The sequence below is a fragment of the Kingella potus genome (assembly GCF_900451175.1).
Lineage (GTDB): Bacteria > Pseudomonadota > Gammaproteobacteria > Burkholderiales > Neisseriaceae > Neisseria > Neisseria potus.
Genome location: NZ_UGJJ01000002.1, coordinates 383,788 through 405,926 on the forward strand (window position 1 = coordinate 383,788; position 22,139 = coordinate 405,926).

The 22,139-nt window shown below is 59.5% G+C and carries 23 protein-coding genes and 1 pseudogene; 11 read left to right on the forward strand and 13 right to left on the reverse strand.

Annotated features, from left to right (window positions below; all coding sequences use genetic code 11):
• Position 1 precedes the first annotated feature (1 nt).
• Entirely contained in the window at positions 2-1,387 is a 1,386-nt protein-coding gene (radA, locus tag DYE40_RS08365; protein WP_115308656.1) for a DNA repair protein RadA, read from the forward strand.
• Here the strand turns inward: radA and DYE40_RS12325 are convergent.
• Positions 1,384-1,575, reverse strand: a complete 192-nt coding sequence (locus DYE40_RS12325) for a hypothetical protein (protein ID WP_147286617.1) — start codon at positions 1,573-1,575, stop codon at positions 1,384-1,386. The genes radA and DYE40_RS12325 overlap by 4 nt on opposite strands.
• 149 nt (positions 1,576-1,724) lie before the next feature.
• Complete coding sequence (typA, locus tag DYE40_RS08370) at positions 1,725-3,536, reverse strand: translational GTPase TypA (RefSeq protein WP_115308657.1); 1,812 nt, start codon at positions 3,534-3,536, stop codon at positions 1,725-1,727.
• Between the two features lie 388 nt (positions 3,537-3,924).
• Here typA and bfr (DYE40_RS08375) point away from each other — a divergent pair, with 388 nt between their 5' ends.
• Both bfr (DYE40_RS08375) and bfr (DYE40_RS08380) read left to right on the forward strand, forming a co-directional pair.
• Positions 3,925-4,389: a bacterioferritin gene (bfr, locus tag DYE40_RS08375; RefSeq protein ID WP_115308658.1), complete on the forward strand. Its 465-nt coding sequence runs from the start codon at positions 3,925-3,927 to the stop codon at positions 4,387-4,389.
• A 31-nt stretch (positions 4,390-4,420) separates the two neighbouring features.
• On the forward strand, positions 4,421-4,894 hold the full coding sequence (gene bfr, locus DYE40_RS08380) for a bacterioferritin (RefSeq protein WP_115308659.1): 474 nt from the start codon (positions 4,421-4,423) through the stop codon (positions 4,892-4,894).
• A gap of 254 nt (positions 4,895-5,148) precedes the next feature.
• Here the strand turns inward: bfr (DYE40_RS08380) and zupT are convergent, their stop codons facing one another.
• The 5 genes from zupT to DYE40_RS08405 all read right to left on the reverse strand — a co-directional run bounded on the left by zupT (position 5,149) and on the right by DYE40_RS08405 (position 9,561).
• Positions 5,149-5,955 carry a zinc transporter ZupT gene (zupT, locus tag DYE40_RS08385; protein WP_115308660.1) on the reverse strand — a complete coding sequence of 269 codons (807 nt, stop codon included), beginning with the start codon at positions 5,953-5,955 and terminating at the stop codon, positions 5,149-5,151.
• A 439-nt stretch (positions 5,956-6,394) separates the two neighbouring features.
• Positions 6,395-6,619, reverse strand: a complete 225-nt coding sequence (locus tag DYE40_RS12330; RefSeq protein ID WP_147286618.1) for a hypothetical protein — start codon at positions 6,617-6,619, stop codon at positions 6,395-6,397.
• Between the two features lie 83 nt (positions 6,620-6,702).
• Positions 6,703-7,437 carry a toxin-antitoxin system YwqK family antitoxin gene (locus DYE40_RS08395; RefSeq protein WP_115308662.1) on the reverse strand — a complete coding sequence of 245 codons (735 nt, stop codon included), beginning with the start codon at positions 7,435-7,437 and terminating at the stop codon, positions 6,703-6,705.
• A complete protein-coding gene (locus tag DYE40_RS08400; RefSeq protein ID WP_115308954.1) occupies positions 7,434-8,783 on the reverse strand; it encodes an aldehyde dehydrogenase family protein in 1,350 nt (449 codons plus the stop codon). Before DYE40_RS08400 ends, DYE40_RS08395 begins: the two co-directional genes overlap by 4 nt.
• Before the next feature lie 223 nt (positions 8,784-9,006).
• The gene (locus tag DYE40_RS08405; protein ID WP_115308663.1) at positions 9,007-9,561 is read right to left on the reverse strand and encodes an XAC2610-related protein; all 555 of its coding nucleotides are present in this window, start codon (positions 9,559-9,561) and stop codon (positions 9,007-9,009) included.
• Positions 9,562-9,838: 277 nt separating this feature from the next.
• Here DYE40_RS08405 and cysT point away from each other — a divergent pair, with 277 nt between their 5' ends.
• From cysT to DYE40_RS08420, 3 genes are read left to right on the forward strand one after another with little or no spacing between them, the layout of a single operon-like run.
• Complete coding sequence (gene cysT / locus DYE40_RS08410) at positions 9,839-10,666, forward strand: sulfate ABC transporter permease subunit CysT (RefSeq protein WP_115308664.1); 828 nt, start codon at positions 9,839-9,841, stop codon at positions 10,664-10,666.
• Complete coding sequence (gene cysW / locus DYE40_RS08415; protein WP_115308955.1) at positions 10,663-11,514, forward strand: sulfate ABC transporter permease subunit CysW; 852 nt, start codon at positions 10,663-10,665, stop codon at positions 11,512-11,514. Before cysT ends, cysW begins: the two co-directional genes overlap by 4 nt.
• Positions 11,511-12,581 (forward strand): sulfate/molybdate ABC transporter ATP-binding protein, encoded by a 1,071-nt coding sequence (locus DYE40_RS08420; RefSeq protein WP_115308665.1) that lies wholly within the window; start codon positions 11,511-11,513, stop codon positions 12,579-12,581. Before cysW ends, DYE40_RS08420 begins: the two co-directional genes overlap by 4 nt.
• 31 nt (positions 12,582-12,612) lie before the next feature.
• Here the strand turns inward: DYE40_RS08420 and bioB are convergent, their stop codons facing one another.
• The 6 genes from bioB to DYE40_RS08455 all read right to left on the reverse strand — a co-directional run bounded on the left by bioB (position 12,613) and on the right by DYE40_RS08455 (position 17,998).
• The gene (gene bioB, locus DYE40_RS08425) at positions 12,613-13,665 is read right to left on the reverse strand and encodes a biotin synthase BioB (RefSeq protein WP_115308666.1); all 1,053 of its coding nucleotides are present in this window, start codon (positions 13,663-13,665) and stop codon (positions 12,613-12,615) included.
• 1,069 nt (positions 13,666-14,734) lie between these two features.
• Entirely contained in the window at positions 14,735-15,268 is a 534-nt protein-coding gene (locus DYE40_RS08435; protein ID WP_115308668.1) for an alpha/beta hydrolase, read from the reverse strand.
• A gap of 87 nt (positions 15,269-15,355) precedes the next feature.
• Positions 15,356-15,673: a PepSY domain-containing protein gene (locus DYE40_RS08440; RefSeq protein ID WP_115308669.1), complete on the reverse strand. Its 318-nt coding sequence runs from the start codon at positions 15,671-15,673 to the stop codon at positions 15,356-15,358.
• 124 nt (positions 15,674-15,797) lie between these two features.
• The gene (locus DYE40_RS08445) at positions 15,798-16,457 is read right to left on the reverse strand and encodes a hypothetical protein (protein ID WP_115308670.1); all 660 of its coding nucleotides are present in this window, start codon (positions 16,455-16,457) and stop codon (positions 15,798-15,800) included.
• 84 nt (positions 16,458-16,541) lie between these two features.
• Entirely contained in the window at positions 16,542-17,051 is a 510-nt protein-coding gene (locus DYE40_RS08450; RefSeq protein ID WP_115308671.1) for a hypothetical protein, read from the reverse strand.
• A 170-nt stretch (positions 17,052-17,221) separates the two neighbouring features.
• Positions 17,222-17,998: an exodeoxyribonuclease III gene (locus DYE40_RS08455; RefSeq protein ID WP_115308672.1), complete on the reverse strand. Its 777-nt coding sequence runs from the start codon at positions 17,996-17,998 to the stop codon at positions 17,222-17,224.
• Positions 17,999-18,165: 167 nt separating this feature from the next.
• Here DYE40_RS08455 and pyrE point away from each other — a divergent pair, with 167 nt between their 5' ends.
• The 5 genes and pseudogenes from pyrE to DYE40_RS13305 all read left to right on the forward strand — a co-directional run.
• Positions 18,166-18,807, forward strand: coding sequence for an orotate phosphoribosyltransferase (pyrE, locus tag DYE40_RS08460; RefSeq protein ID WP_115308673.1), 642 nt, complete (start codon positions 18,166-18,168; stop codon positions 18,805-18,807).
• Between the two features lie 70 nt (positions 18,808-18,877).
• Positions 18,878-19,333 (forward strand): MJ0042-type zinc finger domain-containing protein, encoded by a 456-nt coding sequence (locus DYE40_RS08465; protein WP_115308674.1) that lies wholly within the window; start codon positions 18,878-18,880, stop codon positions 19,331-19,333.
• Between the two features lie 4 nt (positions 19,334-19,337).
• Complete coding sequence (argA, locus tag DYE40_RS08470; protein ID WP_115308675.1) at positions 19,338-20,657, forward strand: amino-acid N-acetyltransferase; 1,320 nt, start codon at positions 19,338-19,340, stop codon at positions 20,655-20,657.
• Between the two features lie 293 nt (positions 20,658-20,950).
• Positions 20,951-21,361, forward strand: a complete 411-nt coding sequence (locus DYE40_RS08475) for a helix-turn-helix domain-containing protein (protein ID WP_218564340.1) — start codon at positions 20,951-20,953, stop codon at positions 21,359-21,361.
• A 537-nt stretch (positions 21,362-21,898) separates the two neighbouring features.
• A pseudogene (locus DYE40_RS13305) lies at positions 21,899-22,129 on the forward strand (IS3 family transposase); the annotation flags it as partial.
• Between the last annotated feature and the right edge of the window lie 10 nt (positions 22,130-22,139).

A 22,139-nucleotide genomic window follows, 5' to 3' on the forward strand; every position in this document is an offset into this window, starting at 1 on the left:
CATGGCCAAAGCCCCGAAAACCGTTTACCAATGCAGCGAATGCGGCGGCACTTCGCCCAAATGGCAGGGCAAATGCCCGCATTGCGGCGAGTGGAACACCTTGCAGGAAAGCCTTGCTGCACCTGAGCCGAAAAACGCGCGTTTCCAGTCGTGGGCGGCGGAAAGTTCGCAGGTGCAGCCGCTCGCGCACGTTACCGCGCAGGAAGTGCCGCGCAACCCTACCGGCATGGGCGAACTCGACCGCGTGTTGGGCGGCGGTTTGGTGGACGGCGCGGTGATTCTGCTTGGCGGCGATCCGGGCATCGGCAAATCGACGCTGCTTTTGCAAACCGTGGCCAAAATGGCGCAGAGCCGCAAGGTTCTGTATGTGTCGGGCGAAGAATCGGCACAACAGGTTGCCTTGCGCGCGCAGCGTTTGGAGCTGCCCACCGAGGGCGTGAACCTGCTGGCCGAAATCCGTATGGAAGCGATTCAGACGGCCTTAAAACAGCATCAGCCGGAAGTTGTGGTTATCGACTCGATTCAGACCATGTATTCCGACCAGATTACCAGCGCGCCAGGCAGCGTGTCGCAAGTGCGCGAGTGTGCCGCCCAGCTTACGCGCATGGCCAAACAGATGGGCATTGCCATGATTCTGGTCGGCCACGTTACCAAAGACGGCGCGATTGCCGGCCCGCGCGTGTTGGAGCATATGGTTGATACCGTTTTATATTTTGAGGGCGACCAGCATTCCAACTACCGCATGATACGCGCCATCAAAAACCGCTTCGGCGCGGTCAACGAGTTGGGCGTATTCGCCATGACCGAACACGGCCTCAAAGGCGTGTCCAACCCTTCGGCGATTTTTCTGGCCAGCTACCGCGACGATGTGGCAGGCTCGTGCGTCTTGGTAACGCAGGAAGGCAGCCGCCCGCTGCTGGTGGAAATCCAAGCCCTTGTGGACGACGCGCACGGCTTCGCACCCAAACGCCTTACCGTCGGCTTGGAGCAAAACCGCCTTTCCATGCTTTTGGCCGTACTCAACCGCCATGCCGGCATCGCCTGCTTCGACCAAGACGTGTTTCTCAATGCGGTCGGCGGCGTAAAAATCAGCGAACCGGCGGCGGATTTGGCGGTGATTCTCGCCATGCTCTCGAGCTTCCGCAACAAGCCTTTGCCAGAAAAAATGGTGGCTTTCGGCGAAATCGGCCTCAGCGGCGAAGTACGCCCCGTCGCGCGCGGGCAGGAGCGGCTGAAAGAAGCGGAAAAACTCGGTTTCAAACGCGCCATCGTGCCCAAAGCCAATTTACCGCGCAGCAAAAAAGAGTTTCCGAATCTGGAACTTTACGGCGTGGAGCGGCTGGATAAGGCGGTGGAACTGTGCCGTGATTTGGCGCAAAGCGATTAGGCGTGGAAAAACGGCACGGTTTGCAGCATATGGAAGACAATGCCGTATTCAGCCAAACAACGCCGCCCGCAGAAAACAGGCCGTCTGAAAATCACAATGTGTTTTTCAGACGGCCTGATGTTTTCCTGCGCCGCCAAATGCCGTAGCCCGCACGCTTGGGCGGCACACGCTACCGAGCAGTAGCACATTGTCTGCCGTGCCGTACACAGCGTAGGGGGTGCGGCGCAGACACGCAGCGCGTTTTGCCGACCAATTCCCCGCCAATCGGAAAAAGGCCGTCTGAAAACTGCAATATGGTTTTCAGACGGCCTGTTTGCCTATATGGGATGGGGGAGGCTTAATCCGGCTTTTTAAAATGACGGCGGCGTTCGATTTCGCTCAGATAGCGTTTGCGCAGGCGGATGGATTGTGGGGTGATTTCCACCAGTTCGTCGTCATCGATAAATTCCACCGCGCTCTCGAGCGTTAATTTAATCGGCGTGGTCAGGCGCACGGCTTCGTCGGTGCCGCTGGCGCGCACGTTGGTGAGTTTTTTGCCCTTGAGCGGGTTGACCACCAAATCGTTGTCGCGGCTGTGGATGCCGATAATCATGCCTTCGTAGATTTTTTCGCCGGGCGAAACAAACATGCGGCCGCGGTCTTCCAAGTTCCACAGCGCGTAGGCTACGGCTTCGCCTTGCTCTTGTGAGACGAGTACGCCGTTGTGGCGGCCGGGCATATCGGGTTTCACGGGCGCGTAGTCGTCAAACACATGGCTCATCAGGCCTGTGCCGCGCGTCATGGTCATAAATTCGCCTTGGAATCCGATCAGGCCGCGTGCGGGAATATGGTATTCGAGGCGGGTACGGCCGTTGCCGTCGCTTTCCATATTGGTCAGCTCGCCACGGCGGCGGCCGAGTTCTTCCATCACCGCGCCCTGGTTGTCGTCGGGCACATCCACGGTAAGGTTTTCATACGGCTCGCATTTTTGGCCGTTAATTTCGCGGAATACCACGCGCGGTTTGCCGACGGCCATCTCGTAACCTTCGCGGCGCATGTTTTCCAGCAAAATGGTCAGGTGCAGCTCGCCGCGTCCCGATACGCGGAATACGTCGGCATCGGCGGTGTCTTCCACGCGCAGGGCAACGTTGGTGAGCAGCTCTTTTTGCAGGCGGTCGCGGATTTGGCGGCTGGTTACGAATTTGCCTTCGGTGCCGGCCAGCGGGCTGGTGTTGACCATGAAGTCCATCGTCAGCGTCGGTTCGTCCACGCTGAGCATCGGTACGCCGACGGGGTTTTCTTTATCGCAAATGGTTACGCCGATGCCGATGTCTTCAATGCCGGAAATAATCACGATGTCGCCGGCTTCGGCTTCATCTTGCGGCACGCGCTCCAAGCCTTTGAAGCCGAGCAACTGGTTGATGCGGCCTTGGGCGACTTGGGTTTCGTGGTTCATTACGGCAACAACCTGGCCGGGTTTGATGCGGCCGTTGAGAATGCGGCCGATGCCGAGGCGGCCGGTGTAGTTGTCGTAGTCCAGTTGCGAAATTTGCAGTTGCAGGGGTGCATCGGCATCGCCGCTTGGCTCGGGCGTGTGCTTCAAAATGGTTTCAAACAACACGCGCATATCGTTTTCGGTGCCGTCTTCCTCCAAGCGTGCAAAGCCGCTCAAACCCGACGCATAAACAATGGGGAAATCCAACTGTTCGTCGCTTGCGCCGAGCTTGTCAAACAACTCGAAAGTCTGGTCAATCACCCAGCTTGCACGGGCGGACGGTTTGTCGATTTTGTTGATGACCACAATCGGGCGCAGGCCGAGTGCCAAGGCTTTTTTGGTAACGAAGCGGGTTTGCGGCATCGGGCCTTCCTGTGCGTCAACCAGCAATACCACGCAATCCACCATGCCTAATACGCGCTCCACTTCGCCGCCGAAGTCGGCGTGTCCCGGAGTATCGACGATATTGATGTGGTAGCCCTCGTATTCGATGGCGGTGTTTTTGGCGAGTATGGTAATGCCGCGTTCTTTTTCGAGGTCGTTGCTGTCCATCACGCGCTCGTCAACCTGCTGGTTGGCGCGGAATGTGCCGGACTGGCGCAAGAGCTGGTCTACGAGGGTGGTTTTGCCGTGGTCGACGTGGGCGATGATGGCGATGTTGCGGATTTGTTTCATGGTTTTATTCTTCGATGCTGGATTTGGAAAACCGCGCATTATAACACCGTGATGCAGCGGGGGCAGATTTTTGCGGCTCGGGCGGATGGGAGGTGTGTTTTAGTTAAACTATGTAAATCACAAAAACAATTGAGAGCATTTATTAGTATTGCCAAGTTTAAAAAACCATTGCAAACAATCAGGTAATTTCAGACGGCATCATCCCCGCAGCAAGGTCTTTCCTGATAATTGTTTGTATTTTAAAAGGAAAGTTGCATTTCGTTTTCCCGCTGCTAGAATGGCTCCCGATTCAGAAAAACGCGCCGCGAGAGCGGGAACGCATTAAGCTGCCATCACCCAAACCACCACATTTATTTTTATTAATCAAATTATTAAAAGGAAAGAAAACATGAAAGGCGATAAAGCTGTCATCGATTATATGAACGAACTTCTGGCCGGCGAGCTGGCTGCACGCGACCAGTATTTCATCCACTCCCGTATGTATGCCGAATGGGGCTACAACAAACTCTTCGAGCGTTTGGGACACGAAATGGTTGAAGAAACCGAACACGCCGAACAGTTTATCCGCCGCATTCTGATGCTGGAAGGCACGCCGAACATGGTGCCCACCGCGCTGAATATCGGCACCGACCTGCCCTCCATGCTCAAAGCCGACCTGAACACCGAATTGGAAGTTCGCGCCGCTTTGAAAAAAGGCATCAAACTGTGCGAAGAGAAACAGGATTATGTTACCCGCGACATCATGGTCAAACAGCTTGCCGATACCGAAGAAGACCATGCGCACTGGCTCGAACAGCAGCTCCGCCTGATTGATCTGATGGGTTTGGAAAACTACACCCAGAGCCAGCTCTAAAAAGAAACGCGCAGAGCAGAAAGGAACAAATATGCAAGGCGACCGCACCGTTATCCGCGGGCTGAACAAAAACCTCGGCCTGCTGCTGGTAACCATCAACCAATACTTCCTCCACGCCCGTATCTTGAAAAACTGGGGTTTGGAAGAATTGTCGGAACACTTCTACAAACAATCCATCCGCGAGATGAAATCGGCCGACGCGCTGATCGAGCGCATCCTCCTGCTCGAAGGCCTGCCCAACCTGCAAGAGCTGGGCAAGCTGCTGATCGGCGAGAACACGGTTGAAATCATCAAATGCGATTTGGCCAAAGAAGAAGAAAAACACGCCGAGCTGGCCGCCGCCATCGCCCTGTGCGAAGAGCAGCAGGATTACGTCAGCCGTGCGCTGCTGGAAAAGCAGAAAGACATCAACGAAGAGCAAATCGACTGGCTGGAAACCCAGCAGGAGCTGATTGCCAAAATGGGCTTGGAAAACTACCTCCAATCCGGGGCGCAAGAGGACTGAGACGGGAAAACCCGCCGCTGCAAACCACTACCGAAACAGGCAGCACCCTGCACCCGCTCACGGCATACCGCAAAACGGTATGCCGCTTTTTTTTGCCTGCTTGAAAAAGGCGGAACGGACGCTGCCGTTCGTCTGCTTCGGCATGGCGGGGCAGGATGCGTGGTTGGCGCAAAACAAACAGGCCGTCTGAAAAATGTTTTTCAGACGGCCTGTTTGTTTTTTCTGTTTCAGATTTTTCCTGCTTCAAACCGCCGTTAAAAATTGAACAGCACCAGGCTCAGCGCGATGACCGCCATGCCGGAAGTCAGACCGTATACGGTTTCGTGGCCGTCCGAATAGCGTTTGGCGGCAGGCAGCAGCTCGTCCAGCGCGAGAAAGACCATCACGCCCGCAATGATGCCGAACACCGCACCGAATACGGGCGGGGACAGAAAAGGTTTCAAAAACACATAACCCAACACCGCGCCCAAAGGTTCGGCCAAACCGGAAACCAGGCAGGCAAGTACGGTTTTGCTGCGGCTGCGGGTGGCGAAATATACCGGCGCGGCGATGGAAATGCCTTCGGGAATATTGTGCACCGCAATTGCCAGCGCAAGCGGCAGGCCGACGGCGGGGTTTTCCAGCGTGGCGAAAAAGGTGGCCAGCCCTTCCGGAAAGTTGTGTGCGGTAATGGCGACGGCGGCCATAATGCCGACGCGGGCGGCGTGGCGGCGTTTGTTTTCCTGAAACGCGGGGTCGTGCGGGTCGAGCGTTTCATGCGGGTTGGGAATCATGCGGTCGATGAAGGCGATAAGGGCCAAGCCGGCGAGAAAGGCCAGAGTGGCGGCGGCAAAGCCGCGCTGCTGCCCGTAGGCCTGCGCGAAGGCTTCGGCGGATTTCGAGAAAATCTCGGTCAGCGACACATACACCATCGCCCCGCCGGCAAAGGCCAGGCCGAAAGAGAGTACGCGCGGATTGGGCGTTTTGGAAAAGACCACCATCGCGCTGCCGAACACGGTAAACAGCCCGGCGGCGGCGGTAATGGCAAAAGCGGTAAACAGATGGGGGAGGGCGGCGGTCATGGCGGAATTCTTGTACGGAAAAGCGCATAGTATTATCTTTAATAATTATTATCAACTATCGCAGAGATAAGGAAACGGCTTATCCGGCAAGAGACACAGGCCGGGCGGAAGGCACTGTCCGAAATACGCTTTTTCAGACGGCCTGCATCATTCTGGCGGCTGCGGGATGCAGGCGGGCTGCGGCCTTTGCAAAACCGCCGAATGCGGATGCGGTTTGGGGAAAGGTAGCGCAGCGTGTAAAAACATATCCGGCAGGCTGCAATATGGAAATCCGTTCCAAACGGGGACAAAGGCTACGCTCTGCCGCTCCCGTTCCCATGCGGGCAGAACGTTTTGCCGGCCGCAGGAAAAAACCGCTGCGTCGGGCAGGCATGGCGGCGGTGTTTTGCATTTGCCAAACGCGGACAGGATGGCCGCAGCCGGCATCCCGTATGTTTTTTCAGAAGGACGAAATGCAGATGCGGCGGGTACAGGCCGTCTGAAAACCGCTTTTCAGACGGCCTGTTTGTCCGTTTCCGCCCTCCTTAGGGCGGGTGCAGTCCAAGTGGGGTGCGTATCCGTTTTCCCGCCGCAGGGTGTGTCGCCCGGGCGGCGTATGCGTTTTGCGCCATACGGATGCAGAGGCCGTCTGAAATCCCAAGCCGCGCGTATGGCTGCGCCGCATACGCTACACGGGCCGTTGGCGCGAAAGCAAACAAGAGGCCGTCTGAAAATACGGTTTTCAGACGGCCTCTTGGCGGGGCTGGGTCAGTATTGCTCGGTGATGAGGCCGTTTTCGTCCCATACGGTGCGGCTGACGAGTTCGTCGTCCTGATAGACGGATTCGGACTTTTTCGCGCCGTTGCTGTGCCATTCGAGCATGATGCCGCTGCGTTTTTTGTCTGCGAAGGCGAGTTCGGCGGTGAGGCGGCCTTTTTCGTCCCATGACACCATTTCGGCGGGTTCGTCGTTTTTCATGACGACTTCGCTTTTGGGGCTGCCGTCGGGATACCATTGTTTCCATTTGCCGTTGGCTTTGTCGGCGTGGAATTCGATTTCGCTTTCTTTGCGGCCGTTGGGGTAGTAGCGCGCGCCCGTGCCTTCGGTCAGGCCGTTTTTGTAGGGCATGACGGCGGATTTGCCGCCGTTGTTGTACCAGTTGGTCCATTCGCCGTCGGGTTTGCCGTTTTGGTAGGGGGCGTGCATTTTTTTGCGGCCGTTGAGATGCCAGAGCACGAGGATGCCGTTGTCGAGCTTGGGGACGAACTGCCGGATTTGCGACAGGGGGGCGCGGTAGGGGTCGGAGTATTTGCGCCGCGACGGGTAGTAGAAGTCCTGCACTCTGGCATGGCTGCCTTCGGGGGTGTATTCGCGTATGTAGGCGTAGGCGGCAGGCTCTCCGGTGGGGCGGCCCTGTTGGTTGAAATAGATTTTCTGCGGGGCGGCCAGGGCGGCGGCGGTGCAGAGGGCGAGGAGGGCGGGGAGGAGGTGTTTTCGGTTCATGGTTGGTTTTGCCGGTAGGTTTTGATGTTGGCGAATTCGTAAAGGCCGAACTCGGAGAGTTCGCGGCCGTAGCCGGAGTCTTTGATGCCGCCGAAGGGCAGGCGCAGGTCGCTGCTGGTGTGGCGGTTGACATATACCGCGCCGGTTTGCAGCAGGGCGGCGTAGTGTCGGGCGGCCCGTTCGTCGGCAGTGTAGATGCTGGCTCCGAGTCCGTAGGGGTTGTCGTTGGCGAGGGCGACGGCGTGCTGCGGGTCGCGGGCGCGCAGGATGGCGGCGGCGGGGCCGAAGAGTTCTTCGCGGTAGGCGCGGCAGCCGGGCGGGACGCGGTCGAGGACGGTGGCGGGGTAGAACGTGCCTTTCCCTTCGGGCAGGTAGCCGCCGCAGAGGAGGATTGCGCCGTGGGCGACGGCATCCTGCACCTGCATATGGAGTTTTTCGCGCAGGTCGGCGCGGTGCATGGGGGCGAGGGTGGTGGCGGGGTCGAAGGGGTCGCCGCTTTTGAGTTTGGCGCATTCGGCCAGAAAGAGGCGGATAAAGGGTTCGGCGGTTTCTCCGACCAGGATGATGCGTTTGGCGGCGTTGCACGATTGTCCGGCATCGCGGAAGCGGGAGTAGCAGGCATCGCGGGCGGCCTGTTGCAGATCGGCATCGGGCAGGACGATGAAGGGATTGCTTCCGCCGAGTTCCAAGACGCTTTTTTTCAGACGGCCTGCCGCTGCGGCGGCGAGTTTGCGGCCGGTGGCGGCGGAGCCGGTGAAGGCGAATGCGTCGGCGGCGGCGATGGCGTGTTCTACGTCGCCGTGGGCAAGCCAGGCGGGGATGAGGGGAAGGCTGTCGGACACGGTGTCGAACAGGGTCGCGCTGATGCGGGCGACGCTGGGGGCGGGTTTGACGGCGCAGGCGTTGCCGGCGCAAAGGGCGGGCACGGCGAAACGGAGTATCTGCCAGACGGGGTAGTTCCACGGCATCACGGCGAAAACGATGCCCAGCGGGGCGAAGTGGATTTCGCTGCGGGCGGCGGGGGTGGGGACGGTTTGGGGGGAGAGCAGGGCGGGTGCGGTGCGGGCGCAGTGGCGGACGAGTTCGACGGATTTGGCCAGCTCGGCTTCGCATTCGCGCAGGCAGCGGCCGACTTCTTCGCAAATCATGCGGGCGAGGCGGCCTTTGGCGGCTTCGAGGCGGCCGGCAAAGGCTTCGAGCAGGGCTGCGCGTTCGCCGGCATCCAATGCGGCGAAGGCGGCCTGCCTGACGCGCAGGCGATCCAAGGCCGTCTGAAATTCCCGTATGGTTTGCGGCGGCCGCTCGTAGAGGGTGTCGCCGCTGAGGATGTGGGTGCTGCGGAACAAGGGCGGGTTCTCCGTTTGGTCGGTGTGCTTGTGCGCGAATGGTTTGAAGCGGTTTTCAGACGGCCTCAACGGTTTCGGCGGTGTGCGGCTGCGTTTGTGTTTTCAGACGGCATCTGCGGCAGGCCGTCTGAAAAGGCGCGGCGGTCAGGCGCACGGGTTTGTCTTTCTTTTGTGTTTTCAGACGGCCTGTTGCCGGTCTGTGCGGCGCGTGCCGCTTTTGCTGCTATTTGCTTTTCCTGCCTTTGCCGCCCTGTTTGGCTTTTGCGGCTTTGATCTCTTGCCAGCCGCCGTTTTTCCAGCAGTAGTCTTCGTGGCCGTAGTCGCGGATGCTGATGCGGTGTTCGACGCGGATGCAGCCTTTGCGGATGACTTCGACGTTGCCGACAAAGGCAATGACTTTATCGGGGTTGTCGTAGGGCACTTCTTTAAACTGCCGTGTGGCGGGGTTGAATAGGTAGAGTTCGTCGGCGGACAGGGTGTAGGCACCGACGATGCGTACGGCGATGTCGGGACGGCCGTCGCCGTTGTAGTCGCGGATTGCTACCAAGTCGCGGATTTTTTCTTTGAGGACGGGGAAATCGACGATGTCTTCGATGACTTGTACTTTGCCGGTTTCCCGATCGGTGATTTTCACCTGATAGCCGTTGTCGGAGAGGACTTGGGTTTCGACGGCGAAAGGGAAGCCGGCAGGGGTGGGGACGGAGTAGGTTGCAACGGGCGTGTCGGCAAAGGCGTTGGCGGCGGCAAAAATCAGGCAGGCGGCGGACAGGCGGCGCATGGGTTTTCCTTTCGGTTTGGCGGTTGGGCGGTTACTGCGGTGCCGGATCTGCGTTTTCAGACGGCCTCTGTACGGGCGGGCAGGGCGGCAGGAAAAAACGCGATGATACGCCCTTTGCCGCCCGGTATGAAAGGGCAGGTACGGACGGCGGATTTTACGGGCGGATGCGCGGCGGGAATATAACCAATCTGTCTTACGATACAACCAGCCGTTCCTTTGTTTTTCAGACGGCCTCCGATAGAGTGGCGGCCTGTTTTTATCCTGCGGAAATCTGTTTATGCGCCTGCTGAAAACCCCTACCGTGCTGCCCGGTTTCAATGTCAGCCTGGGCATAACCGTGCTGTGCCTGTCGCTGCTGGTGGTGCTGCCTTTCGCCATGATGGCGGCGGCATCGGCGCAGGCGGGTTTTGCCGCGTGGTGGGAAACGGTGTCCGAGCCGCGCGTGCTGGCGGCGGTGTGGCTGACGCTGAAAATGTCGTTTCTCGCCACGCTGGCCAATATCGTGTTCGGCACGCTGACGGCCTGGGTGCTGGTGCGCTACGAATTTCCCGGACGCTCTTTGGCCAACGCGCTGGTCGATCTGCCTTTCGCCCTGCCGACGGCGGTTACCGGCATCGCGCTGGCCACGCTTTACGCGCCAAACGGCTGGCTGGGGCGGCTTTTGCCGTTTAAGGCGGCCTTTACGCCTGTCGGCATTTGGATTGCGCTGGTGTTCGTGAGCCTGCCTTTTGTGGTGCGGGCGGTGCAGCCTGTGCTGGAAGAGATGTCGGGCGAATATGAAGAGGCGGCCGCCACATTGGGCGCAAACCGCTTTACGGCTTTCCGCCGCGTGCTGCTGCCCGAAATGATGCCCGCACTCTTGACGGGCGCGGGCATGATGTTTGCACGGGCAACGGGCGAATACGGCTCGGTCATCTTCATTGCGGGCAATGTGCCCAAAGTGTCGGAAATCCTGCCGCTGATCATCATCGGCAAACTCGAACAATATGACGTGCAGGGTGCATCGGCGGTGGCTTTGTTTATGCTGCTGGTGTCGTTTGCCATACTCACGGCCTTAAACATCGGACAATGGGCATTGGGCCGCCGCGCGGGAGCAAAAGCATGAACACCAATCCGAACATTACCGAACCGAAGTGGCTGCAGCGGCTGCTGACCGCCGCCGCGCTGCTGTTTCTGGCCGTGATGCTGGTCGTCCCGCTGGCCGCCGTGTTTTACGAAGCCCTCAAAGGCGGATGGCGGCTCTATCTTGCCGCGCTGGCCGATCCCGAAGCATTGGGCGCGGTGAAACTCACCCTGCTCACGGCCGCCGTTGTCGTGCCCGTCAACGCCGTTTTGGGCATCGCAACGGCCTGGCTGCTCACCCGATTTGACTTTCGCGGCAAACAATTGCTCACCACCCTGCTCGATCTGCCTTTTTCCGTATCGCCCGTTGTGGCCGGCCTGATGTTTGTGCTGCTGTTTGGCGCGCACACCGCATTCGGCGGCTGGCTTGAAGCACAGGGCATACAGATTATCTTCGCCATACCCGGCATCATACTGGCCACCCTGTTTGTAACCTTTCCTTTTGTCGCCCGCGAGCTCATCCCCCTGATGCAGGCGCAGGGCGACAGCGAAGAGCAGGCCGCGCTGATTCTCGGCGCAAGCGGATGGCAGATGTTTTGGCGCATCACCCTGCCCAACATCAAATGGGCGCTGCTTTACGGCATCATCCTCACCAACGCCCGCGCCATGGGCGAATTCGGCGCGGTGAGCGTGGTTTCGGGGCACATACGCGGCGAAACCAACACCATACCGCTGCTGGTCGAAATCTTATACAACGAATACAACTTCACCGCCGCCTTCGCCCTGTCCAGCATCCTCGCGCTGCTGGCGCTGGCCACCCTCGCCGTGCAAAACCTCATCGCCAAAATCCAAGAACGCAGACTCGCGGCGGCGCAAAGGAGACAACCATGAGCATCACCATCGAAAACATCAGCAAACACTTCGGCACCTTCCACGCCCTGAAAAACCTCTCCCTCACCGCCCCCACAGGCAAACTCACTTCACTGCTGGGGCCCTCCGGCTGCGGCAAAACCACCCTGCTGCGCATCATTGCCGGGCTGGAAAACGCCGACAGCGGCCGCATCCTCTTCGACGGGCAGGACGTTACCGCCAAACGGGTACGCGAACGGCAAACCGGCTTCGTCTTCCAGCACTACGCCCTGTTCCGCCACATGAGCGTTGCCGACAACATCGCCTTCGGCCTGACCGTCAAACCAAAATCCGAACGCCCGTCCAAAGAGCAAATCCGCGCCAAAGTGCGTGAGCTGCTGGAACTCGTGCGCCTGCCCGCCCTGGCCGCCGCCTATCCGCACCAGCTATCCGGCGGCCAACGCCAGCGCATCGCCCTGGCCCGCGCCCTGGCCGTAGAGCCGAAACTGCTGCTGCTGGACGAACCCTTCGGCGCGCTCGATGCCAAAGTACGCAAAGAGCTGCGCAGCTGGCTGCGCGACATCCACCACGAGCTGGGCATTACCAGCATCCTCGTTACCCACGACCAAGAAGAAGCCCTCGAAGTGTCCGACCAAATCGTCGTCATGAACCACGGCCGCATCGAGCAGACCGGCAGCGCGGGCGACATCTACCTGCGTCCCGAAAACGCCTTCGTAACCGAATTTCTCGGCCACACCGACGCATTTGAAGGCCGCATAGAAAAAGGCGCGTGGCACTATGAAGGCTACACGCGCCCGCTCGACGCACAACGCCGCTGGCAGGAGCAGACCGCCACCGGCTACATCCGCCCGCACGAATGGCAGATCGACAACGAAAAGCCCATGCTGCGCGGCAGCGTCTCCTCCGTCCGCTATGCCGGCGCACTCGCCAGCCTCACCGTGCAAACCGAATCCGGCCGCCTCATCCGTGCCGACCTTCCTGCCGCCGAAGCCGCCGGACTCGGCCTGCACGCGGGGCAGAGCCTGTCTCTTTCCCCGCGCCAGGTATACGTTTTCGGCCAAAGCGAGCTCATCGACTTCGCCATTTGAACGGCGCGGCCGCCGCATGGCCGCCAACCGGCTAATAATCGACGCGGATGGCCGCTTTTTTCTGCCCCGCGCCGTATTCCTGCGCCGCGTCGCAGCCCAAAGGATACAAATCGAGCTTGTCCATCAGCAGGCGGTCGCCGTCTTCGCCGGGGTTTTCCGTGGTCAGCAGCTTGTCGCCGTAGAAAATCGAATTTGCCCCCGCCATAAAACACATGGCCTGCATGGCTTCGGGCATACCGCTGCGGCCGGCCGACAGACGCACATAGCTTTGCGGCATCGTGATGCGCGCCACGGCGATGGTGCGCACAAATTCCGTCCAATCCAAATCCTCCGCATCGGCCAGCGGCGTGCCTTCCACTTTGACCAACTGGTTGATCGGCACGCTTTCGGGCTGCGGGTCGAGATTGGCGAGGCTGGCAATCAGACCCGCGCGTTCGGCGCGGGTTTCGTTCATGCCGACAATGCCGCCGCAGCACACTTTCAAGCCCGCGCCGCGTACCTTGCCCAAAGTGTCCATACGGTCTTCGTGGCGGCGGGTGTGGATAATGTCGTTGTAGCGTTCGGGGTCGGTATCGAGATTGTGGTTGTAATAGTCCAAACCGGCGTTTTTGAAATCTTCGGCCATGCCCTCTTCGAGCATACCGAAGGTGCCGCAGGTTTCCATGCCCAAGGCCTTGACCGCGCGGATGATCTCGGAAACGACGGCAACATCCTTGGGTTTGGGGCCGCGCCAGGCCGCGCCCATGCAGAAGCGGCTTGCGCCGCGCGATTTGGCGATGCGGGCTTTGGCCACGATTTCGTCCACATCCATCATCTGCTCTTTGCCCAGATTGGTGTTGTGGTGCGCCGACTGGGGGCAGTAGGCGCAGTCTTCGGGGCAGCCGCCGGTTTTGATGGACATTAAAGTGGAAAGCTGGATTTCGCGCGGATTGAAATACTGCCGGTGGGTTTCGGCGGCTTGGAACACGAGCTCGAGAAAAGGCAGGGAAAACAGGGCTTCGACATCGCATTTTTTCCAATAACGCGCGGTCGGATGCGGCTTGGGCTCGGTTTTGCGGCGCAAGGCAACGGGGGAGACGGTCATATTGTGTTCTTTCTGAAAATCGGCAGCGGCGCAATGACGCTGACCTGCCAGCCGCAGTCGCAATGACGGCGGCGGCTTGGTTGGAAGCAAAAAACGCGGCCTGCACACGGAAGCCGCACACAGGAGCGGGCGCAGTGTAGCCGTTTCGGCCTGCGGCGGCAAAGGTTTGGCCGTCTGAAAATGCCAAACGGAATGATGCCGCTCCGAATCCGTGCTTTCAGACGGCCTAATGCTTCCCTATCCCGCCCAACCCTCTGCCTGCAAAAGCCGCGTGCGTGGCAGAGCCACACACCCTACCTTAGCGGCAGAGGCCGTCTGAAAACACAGCCACGCCGCAAATCTACTCCCTCCCCTGCGTTTACGCGGGGGAGGGCTGGGGAGGGGGTGGCGGTTTGCAGAACCGCTTTGTCTGCTTTCCTGCAAATGTCTGCCTAGCGGCAAAAGCCCCCACCCTATCCCTCCCCCGCAGGCGGGAGAGGGAACAAACGAGGAGGCCGTCTGAAAACTGTAATGCGTTTTTCAGACGGCCTCATTTTTCCTATTCCGCCAAACACCGCCGTTTGCAAAACCGCGTGCGCCGCTTGGGCGGCACACCCTACCGAGCAGCCACATTACCCGCCGTGCCGAAGCAATGTAGTGTGTCGCACAGCGACGCACGCGTTCTCCCGCTGCATAAACCGGAGCGGCCGTCTGAAAACACCCGCTCCACAATAAATCTACTCCCTCCCCCGCAGACGTGAGAGGGAACAAACGGCAGAGGCCGTCTGAAAACTGTAATGCGTTTTTCAGACGGCCTCATTTTTCCTATTCCGCCAAATACCGCCGTTTGCAAAACCGCGTGCGCCGCTTGGGCGGCACACCCTACCGAACGGCCACATTACCCGCCGTGCCGAAGCAATGTAGGGTGTGTCGCACAGCGACGCACGCGTTCTCCCGCTGCATAAACCGGAGCGGCCGTCTGAAAACACCCGCTCCACAATAAATCTACTCCCTCCCCGCAGGCGGGAGAGGGAACAAACGGCAGAGGCCGTCTGAAAATATGGTTTCAGACGGCCTTTCGGTTCGACATTTACGAAAGCAGCATTTCCTGCATCAGTTTCATGCCCCACTGCCAGCCCTGCATTTGGCCGTTGAGGCGGCCGCTTTGCGGGGCGGGGATGGGGGTGGCGCGGATGCGTGCGGCGAGCTGCTGCGCCCAGTCGGGCGGGCAGTCGGGATCGTTTTGGCCGATGACGAGGGCGGCAGGGCAGGGGCAGCGGGCGCGTTGCAGGGTGTGTTCGGCATCGTCGGGGAAGGCGGCGGCCAGCGGGGCGGCGAGGATGATGTTGCGTACGCGGCGCAGGGCGGCCATGTCGGCACGGTAGAGCCAGGCGAGGACGGCGGACACGCCCGCGCCGTGGGCGACGATGGCGGCGTTGCGGCTGTGGACGGTGTCCCAGGCCTGCTGCACGGTGTTTTGCCATGCGCTTATGCTTTGGATGCGGGCGGCGGCGGCGGTTCGGACGGTGGGATAGCTGACCGCCCAGCGGTCTATCCACATTTCGGCTTCGTCGGTATCGCGGACGAGCAGGAGGGTGAGGTCTTCGAGTTCGTGGCTGTGCATGGCGGGCAGGGCTGGGTTGGCGGCGGGGAGGGGGTGGACAAGCGGGAGGCCGTCTGAAAACGTTTCAGACGGCCTCCCGCTTCTGGGTCAGCGGTCGATTTTGGTGCGCAGGATTTTGAGCGAGGGGTAGGCGAGGGTAATGTCGTAGTCGCGGCCGTTTTTGGTGGCTTCGGCTTCGAGGGCGGCACGGCCGCGATATACGTCCGGCTCGATGTTGTGGACTTGGTAGCCTTTGGCTTCGAGGAGTTGTTCGGCTTTATCGAGCCTGCTGTCGAAATCGGGGTCGTCGTAGATTTGTTCTTCGATGCGCTCTTCGAAGTCGGTGTCGGCGTGGCGGTGGTGGCCGTGTGCGGCGGCGGTGGCGGCCATCACGGCCAGCGCGGCGGCGAGGATGGTTTTTTTCATATTCTTTCCTTTTGTGTTGCGTTGAAAACAAAGGCCTGTCGGCGGCGGGATTTAATCACAGGCGGCAGGGGAGGTAAAGGCCGTCTGAAAACGGGGTTTCAGACGGCCTTTGCTGTGTGCGGCTTTATTCGGCGCAGGCTTTTTGGTTGGCTTCGTAGCGTTTTTGTTCGCGGCGGAAGTCTTTGTCTGCAAGATAGGTGGAGGGGATTTCCTGCTCGAACCAGGTGGCGATTTCGGCGAGGGATTGGCGGCAGGCGGCTTTGTCGCCGGTGTGTTTGTAGCTGTCGGCCAGGTCGTTGTAGGTTTTGATTCTGAGGGTGTAGGCGGTGAATCTGCCGCATTGGTCGGCGTATTGCCGTTTGGTTTCCAGGGCTTGGGCGTAGCGTTTGGCGCGGTAGGCCGCCTGATAGCGTTTTTCGGCGGCTTTGCTGCCTGGGGCGGTGCACAGGGCGGGGATGGCGGTGTATGTGCCGTCGAAGCTGCCTTTTGCTCCGCAGTAGCTGCGGCATCCGTCATCGCCGGAAATATCGAGCTTGTCTTTGTTTTTGCCGCTGAATTGGAAACGGACGACGCAGCCTCTGCCGTCGTGCCAGCTGCCGTTTTTGATGCGGCCTTCGAGTTCGCATTGGTGGCCGTTGTGGTAGTTGACGGCAAGCAGTTTGAAGCGGCTGCCTTTGATGTCGATCATGCCGTCGGTTTCGTCGTCTGCGCCGGTGGCGTACTGTTTGGCGGCGGCGGTGGCGGCGAGGGTGCAGAGGAGGAGGGGGATGAGGGCTTTTTTCATGTTGCGTTTCCTTGTTGCGGGTTGGCGGGTTTCAGACGGCCTTAAAGTGCAAAGGCCGTCTGAAAAAAGGTGAAAGGGGGCGGCCTAATTGGGTTGGAATACGAAGCGGCGGTGGTCGAAATCGTAAAAATAGCGGTCGATAGGGTTGAATGCGGAGGGGTAAAACAGATAGGGCGCAGGCTGCGCGGGCGGCTTGGGCGGGAAATAATAGAGGCGCGGGCGGCCTTTGCTTTGTATGCCGGCGGCGGCGAGGCTGTCCGGCCAGCGGCCTTGTTCGGCGTGGAAGCGTTCGATTTTGGCGGCGGCTTCGAGGGCGCGGCTTTGGGCAAAATAATCGGCGTATTTTATCCAGCCGCAAAGCAGGGCGGCGGCGCAAAACCATACGGCGGCTTTGGCCAGGTAGAGCGTGCGCTGCGGCCGTCTGAAAACGGCTCGGAACAGGCAGGCGGCGATGGCGGGCAGCATGACGATGGCGACGAAGGCAAGGGCGAACAGGCCCGATTGCATCCATATCCACAAGGCGGCGGCAGCGGAGCTCCACAGAATGCCGGAAGCGAGCTCCCAAAGTAATTCGCGGCGTTCGGCTGGGGGCATATTTGCTCCTTTTTCAGACGGCCTTCAACCTTTAATCTTTAAACCACACAAAACACGCGGCCGCCAGCGCTATTTTTTACCGCTTCCCGCCCATCTGCCGTGCGGGCGGGAAGCAAACCAAAAGGGCGGCGGGCTTTTCAGACGGCCTCTGGGCGGTGTGTTGCCGTTTGTCAGAAGGCATAGTCGTATTCTGCAAGCAGCGGTGCGTGGTCGGAAAATTTTTCGTCTTTGTAAACGTGTGCCGACACGGCTTTGGCGGCCAATTCGGGCGTAACCATCTGATAGTCGATACGCCAGCCCACGTCTTTGGCATAGGCTTGGCCGCGGTTGCTCCACCAGGTGTAGCCCGGGTTGTCGGGGTAGAGCGTGCGCCAGATGTCTGTCCAGCCCAAGTCGCCGATTATCCTGCCTATCCATTCGCGCTCTTCGGGCAGAAAGCCTGAGTTTTTCTGGTTGCCCTTCCAGTTTTTCAGGTCGATGTTCTGATGGGCGATGTTCCAGTCGCCGCACACCACAATGTCGCGTCCTTCGGCTTTCATGGCCGCGAGCATGGGGTAGAACGCGTCCAGAAAGCGGAATTTCGCCTGCTGGCGTTCCTCCGCGCTGCTGCCGCTGGGCAGGTAGAGCGAAATCACGGAAAGCTGGCCGAAGTCGCAGCGTACGAAACGCCCTTCGCGGTCAAACTCTTCCACGCCCATGCCTGCGGTAACATTGTCGGGCGCACGTTTGCTGTACACCGCCACACCGCTGTAACCGCGTTTTTCCGCGCAGTGCCAATGGCCGTGCATCCCGTGCGGGTTTTTCATATCGTCCGACAAATCGGCTTCCTGCGCTTTAAGCTCCTGCACGCAGACAATGTCGGCACCCGAAGCGGCGATGTAGTCGAGAAAACCTTTTTTATAGGCCGAGCGGATGCCGTTTACATTGGCGGAAATAATTTTGAGCATGGGTGTGAAAACGGGTAAATAAAGACGGCGGCATTGTAACCGATTTTTTCAGACGGCCTGTATGGTGCGGCGGCGCGGCAGAGGCCGTCTGAAAAAGTAAAATATGCCCATACGCGCGTCATTCCACTATAATCCGCGCTTTCCGTCTGCCAACAGAAAGCGCGAAAATGTCCGATTTCCGTCAAGATTTTTTAAAATTTTCCCTGGCTCGAAACGTGCTGAAATTCGGCGCGTTCACCACCAAAGCCGGCCGGCAGTCGCCCTATTTTTTCAACGCCGGGCTGTTTGCCGACGGCGCGTCCGTGCTGCAGCTGGCACGGTTTTACGCCCGCGCGGTCATCGAAAGCGGCGTGAAGTTCGATATGCTCTTCGGCCCGGCCTACAAAGGCATCGTGCTGGCATCGGCCACAGCGATGATGCTGGCGGAGCAGGGCGCAAACGTCCCGTTCGCCTACAACCGCAAAGAAGCCAAAGACCACGGCGAAGGCGGCGTGCTGGTGGGCGCGCCGCTCAAAGGCCGCGTGCTGATTATCGACGACGTGATTTCCGCCGGCACATCGGTGCGCGAATCGGTGCGGCTGATTGAAGCCGCAGGCGCGGAGCCCGCCGCCGTGGCCGTCGCGCTCGACCGCATGGAAAAAGGCGCGGGCGGCCTGTCGGCCGTGCAGGAAGTGGAAAAGCAATACGGCCTGCCCGTTATCGCCATCGCCACGCTCGACGATTTGTTCGCGCTGCTGCAAAACCATGCCGAATACGGCGGCTTTTTAGAGCCGGTCAAAGCCTACCGCGAACGCTACGGCGCGGTATGAAAACGCCGCAGGCCGTCTGAAAACCCTTTCCGGCAATTCCCGACAAAAACACCGACAGACGAAACACACTATGCCCATCTGCTCCTGCCCGCACTGCAACACCTTCCTGAAAGTCAAAGAAAGCCAGCTCAACATCGCCCAAGGCTTCGTACGCTGCACCGACTGCCAGGGAATGTTCAAAGCCAAAGACTTCGTTGCCAAACAGCAAATCTCCTCCATCGACTGGATGGCCGACGGCGTGAGCGACATCGAAGCCGTCCGCCGGCTCGGCACCTATGTGCGCGGGCGCAACGCCTTCGACAAACAGCAAATCGACTACCTGCTCGAACACCCAGCCGACGGCAGCACACCCGCCGCCGTGCCGCACGAACGCCCACGCTCCTCCGCGCAGGCCGTACCCCTGCCCGAGCCGCCCGCCGCCGCCGTTTCAAGCAAAAGCGGCGAGGGCACCAACTGGACGCTTGCCACGCTCGTCGCCCTCACCATCCTCATCCTGCAACTCTTCTACATCCTGCTCACCCGCTGACCGCATGAACGCCGCCGATTTTTCCGCCTTCGCCCGCAGCTTCCGCGAAGCCGCCCCCTACATCGACCAACTGCGCGGCAAAACCCTGGTGGTCGGCATTTCTTCCTGCCTGCTCGAATCCGAACGCTTCCGCCCCATAGCCGCCGACCTCGCCCTGTTGGCCGGACTGGGCATCAGGCTGGTGCTGGTGTACGGCAGCCGTAGCCAAATCAACGCGGCCTGCGAAGCGGCGGGTATCGAAATCCGCTGCCACTGCAACCGCCGCATCACCTCCGAAGCCGTACTCGGCATCGCCAAGCAAGTCTGCGGCCGCCTCTCTGCCGACATAGCCGCCGCCCTCACCGTCGGCCTGCCCCACGCCCCGCGCCGCCGCCGCCTGCGCATCGCCTCGGGCAACTTCGTTTCCGCCCGCCCCGCCGGCATTATCGACGGCATCGACATGGGCTACACCGGATGCGTGCGCAAAACCGACACCGAAGCCGTCGCCGCCGCCCTCGACAGCGGCGCACTCGTCCTGATCGGCCCGCTCGCGTCTTCGCTCGGCGGCAAAACCTTCAACCTTTCCATGGCCGACACCGCCGCCGCCCTTGCCGTCGGCCTCGCCGCCGAAAAGCTCGTTTTCCTCATCGAAGAAGAAGGTATTTTGGACGGAAACGGCCGCCGCCTCTCCAACCTTTCGGCGCAGGAAGCGGAAGGCCGTCTGAACAGCGGCGGCATCACGGCCCGGCAGCACAGCCTGCTGCACACCGCCCTTGAAGCCGTCGCGCAAGGCGTGCCGCGCTGCCAAATCCTCTCCGGCCTGTCCGACGGCGCACTCATCGGCGAACTCTTTACCCACAGCGGCACCGGCACCTCCGTGGCGCAAGACCCTTTTGCCGCCATCCGCCCCGCCGCCGAAGGCGACATTCCCGCCCTGATCGCCCTCATCCGCCCGCTGGAAAAAGCCGGCATCCTGCTGCACCGCAGCCGCGAATACCTCGAAAGCCACATCGGCAGCTTCTTTGTTCTCGAATACGACCGCCAAATCTACGGCTGCGCCGCGCTCAAAACCTTTGCCGAAGCCCCGCAGAGCGGCGAACTGGCCTGCCTTGCCGTCTCGCCCGACGCGCAGCACGGCGGCTTGGGCGAAATGCTGCTCGAGCGGCTCGCCGCCGAAGCGCGCAGGCGCGGCCTGCAACAACTGTTTGCCCTCACCACCCAAACCGGCGAATGGTTTGCCGAACGCAGCTTTCAGACGGCCTCCCCCGAAGATTTGCCCGCCACACGGCAGGAAATCTACCGCCAAAGCGGCAGACAGTCGGCCGTGTTCGTGCGGCATTTGTAACACCGCCCGAACCCGTCCGCAGGCCGTGCCGCCGCAGCCCCGCCGTCAGTAGTGCCGCCTAAGCGACGCACGCATTTCTGTAAGCAGCCGTAGGGTGTGTCGCCCCAAGCGACGCACGCGTTCCAATGTTTTACGTTCCCAACGTTTAAGGCTGTCTGAAAAACGCAAACCTGTTTTTTTGAACTGCACCTCAAAAGTCGGACACCATCCCCCAACTTATGAGGTGCAGTTTTTTATGGCAAAGCATTCAAACGGATTCAAGTTGCAAGTAGCAAACTACTATTTACAGGGACATGGTAAAAAAACATACGGCTAAAGTTTTTCGCTTAGACCATGCTACCGTACGCAAATGGGCAACCCGTTATGTTCTCCATGGAGAGGACGGCATCAACCGGCGGCACGGCATTACCGTTTGTCCTTTGGATTTCAAGTTGGACGCCGTTAGAATGATCATAAATGAGGGACTATCCCAAAAAGAGGCATCCGCCCGGTTGAATCTGCCAACCGATTCCCTACCCATCCAATGGCTGCGCCGGCCCCGCCAATACGGCACCGACGGTTTGAAAGCCAAACCGAAACGCAGGAAGCCAAAGCAACCTGAGGCCGCCAAAAAAGCCGACCGTCCCAAAACCAAAGAAGAGCTGATGGAAGAATTGCTTTACCTGCGTGCAGAGACGGCTGTCTTAAAAAAACCGATGCCTTAATCCGAGAGGAAGAAGTGCGGCAGAAAGATGCCGGATCGCCGCAGGATTAAGGCAGAACCATCCTTTGGAACTGCCGTTGGCAATTGTCGGACTGCCGCGCAGTACCTTCTGCCACCAATCGGCTGCCCGGTCGGCAGAAGACAAATATGCCGATTTGAAACAGCATATCCCCACTGTTTGCCTGCAACACAAAGGACGGTACGGTTACCGTCCGATCGTTTAAAGGAGCAACAGGCAAAACGGCACCCGACATCCTGCAACGCAATTTCAAATCGGACACACCCAATGAGAATGGGTAGCGGACGTTACCGGGTTCAATATTGCAGGAGAAAGGCTGTATCTGTCGCCGGTGATGGATTTGTTTGGCGGGGAAATCATCAGCTGCCGCATCCAAACCCGCCCGACTTTCGTTTGGCCGGCAAGATGCTCAAAGGGGCATTGGGGAAACTAAGTCCGCCTGACAGGCCGGTACTGCATTCGGATCAGGACCGGCAGTATCAGACGGGTTTTTATCAAAAGCAGTTGCAAGACACAGGATTGGTGCAGAGTATGTCCTGCAAAGGAAACTGTTTGGACAATGCGGCGATGGGAAGTTTCTTTGGAACGTTGGAGTCGGAATGTTTCCATACCCGCAAATATGCTTCCATTGCCGAATTGGAAACAGCCTTGCATGAGTACATTCATTATTACAACCGCGACAGGATTAAGCTCAAATTAAAAGGACCGAATCCTGTACAGTACAGAATCCAGTCCTTGAAAACCGCTTGATTAAACTGTC

Bases quoted from the DNA above. Each gene is read 5' to 3' on its own strand.
- radA (WP_115308656.1), top strand. From the start codon at position 2: ATGGCCAAAGCCCCGAAAACCGTTTACCAATGCAGCGAATGCGGCGGC.
- DYE40_RS12325 (WP_147286617.1), bottom strand. From the start codon at position 1,575: ATGTGCTACTGCTCGGTAGCGTGTGCCGCCCAAGCGTGCGGGCTACGG.
- typA (WP_115308657.1), bottom strand. From the start codon at position 3,536: ATGAAACAAATCCGCAACATCGCCATCATCGCCCACGTCGACCACGGC.
- bfr (WP_115308658.1), top strand. From the start codon at position 3,925: ATGAAAGGCGATAAAGCTGTCATCGATTATATGAACGAACTTCTGGCC.
- bfr (WP_115308659.1), top strand. From the start codon at position 4,421: ATGCAAGGCGACCGCACCGTTATCCGCGGGCTGAACAAAAACCTCGGC.
- zupT (WP_115308660.1), bottom strand. From the start codon at position 5,955: ATGACCGCCGCCCTCCCCCATCTGTTTACCGCTTTTGCCATTACCGCC.
- DYE40_RS12330 (WP_147286618.1), bottom strand. From the start codon at position 6,619: ATGCGGCGCAGCCATACGCGCGGCTTGGGATTTCAGACGGCCTCTGCA.
- DYE40_RS08395 (WP_115308662.1), bottom strand. From the start codon at position 7,437: ATGAACCGAAAACACCTCCTCCCCGCCCTCCTCGCCCTCTGCACCGCC.
- DYE40_RS08405 (WP_115308663.1), bottom strand. From the start codon at position 9,561: ATGCGCCGCCTGTCCGCCGCCTGCCTGATTTTTGCCGCCGCCAACGCC.
- cysT (WP_115308664.1), top strand. From the start codon at position 9,839: ATGCGCCTGCTGAAAACCCCTACCGTGCTGCCCGGTTTCAATGTCAGC.
- cysW (WP_115308955.1), top strand. From the start codon at position 10,663: ATGAACACCAATCCGAACATTACCGAACCGAAGTGGCTGCAGCGGCTG.
- DYE40_RS08420 (WP_115308665.1), top strand. From the start codon at position 11,511: ATGAGCATCACCATCGAAAACATCAGCAAACACTTCGGCACCTTCCAC.
- bioB (WP_115308666.1), bottom strand. From the start codon at position 13,665: ATGACCGTCTCCCCCGTTGCCTTGCGCCGCAAAACCGAGCCCAAGCCG.
- DYE40_RS08435 (WP_115308668.1), bottom strand. From the start codon at position 15,268: ATGCACAGCCACGAACTCGAAGACCTCACCCTCCTGCTCGTCCGCGAT.
- DYE40_RS08440 (WP_115308669.1), bottom strand. From the start codon at position 15,673: ATGAAAAAAACCATCCTCGCCGCCGCGCTGGCCGTGATGGCCGCCACC.
- DYE40_RS08445 (WP_115308670.1), bottom strand. From the start codon at position 16,457: ATGAAAAAAGCCCTCATCCCCCTCCTCCTCTGCACCCTCGCCGCCACC.
- DYE40_RS08450 (WP_115308671.1), bottom strand. From the start codon at position 17,051: ATGCCCCCAGCCGAACGCCGCGAATTACTTTGGGAGCTCGCTTCCGGC.
- DYE40_RS08455 (WP_115308672.1), bottom strand. From the start codon at position 17,998: ATGCTCAAAATTATTTCCGCCAATGTAAACGGCATCCGCTCGGCCTAT.
- pyrE (WP_115308673.1), top strand. From the start codon at position 18,166: ATGTCCGATTTCCGTCAAGATTTTTTAAAATTTTCCCTGGCTCGAAAC.
- DYE40_RS08465 (WP_115308674.1), top strand. From the start codon at position 18,878: ATGCCCATCTGCTCCTGCCCGCACTGCAACACCTTCCTGAAAGTCAAA.
- argA (WP_115308675.1), top strand. From the start codon at position 19,338: ATGAACGCCGCCGATTTTTCCGCCTTCGCCCGCAGCTTCCGCGAAGCC.
- DYE40_RS08475 (WP_218564340.1), top strand. From the start codon at position 20,951: ATGGTAAAAAAACATACGGCTAAAGTTTTTCGCTTAGACCATGCTACC.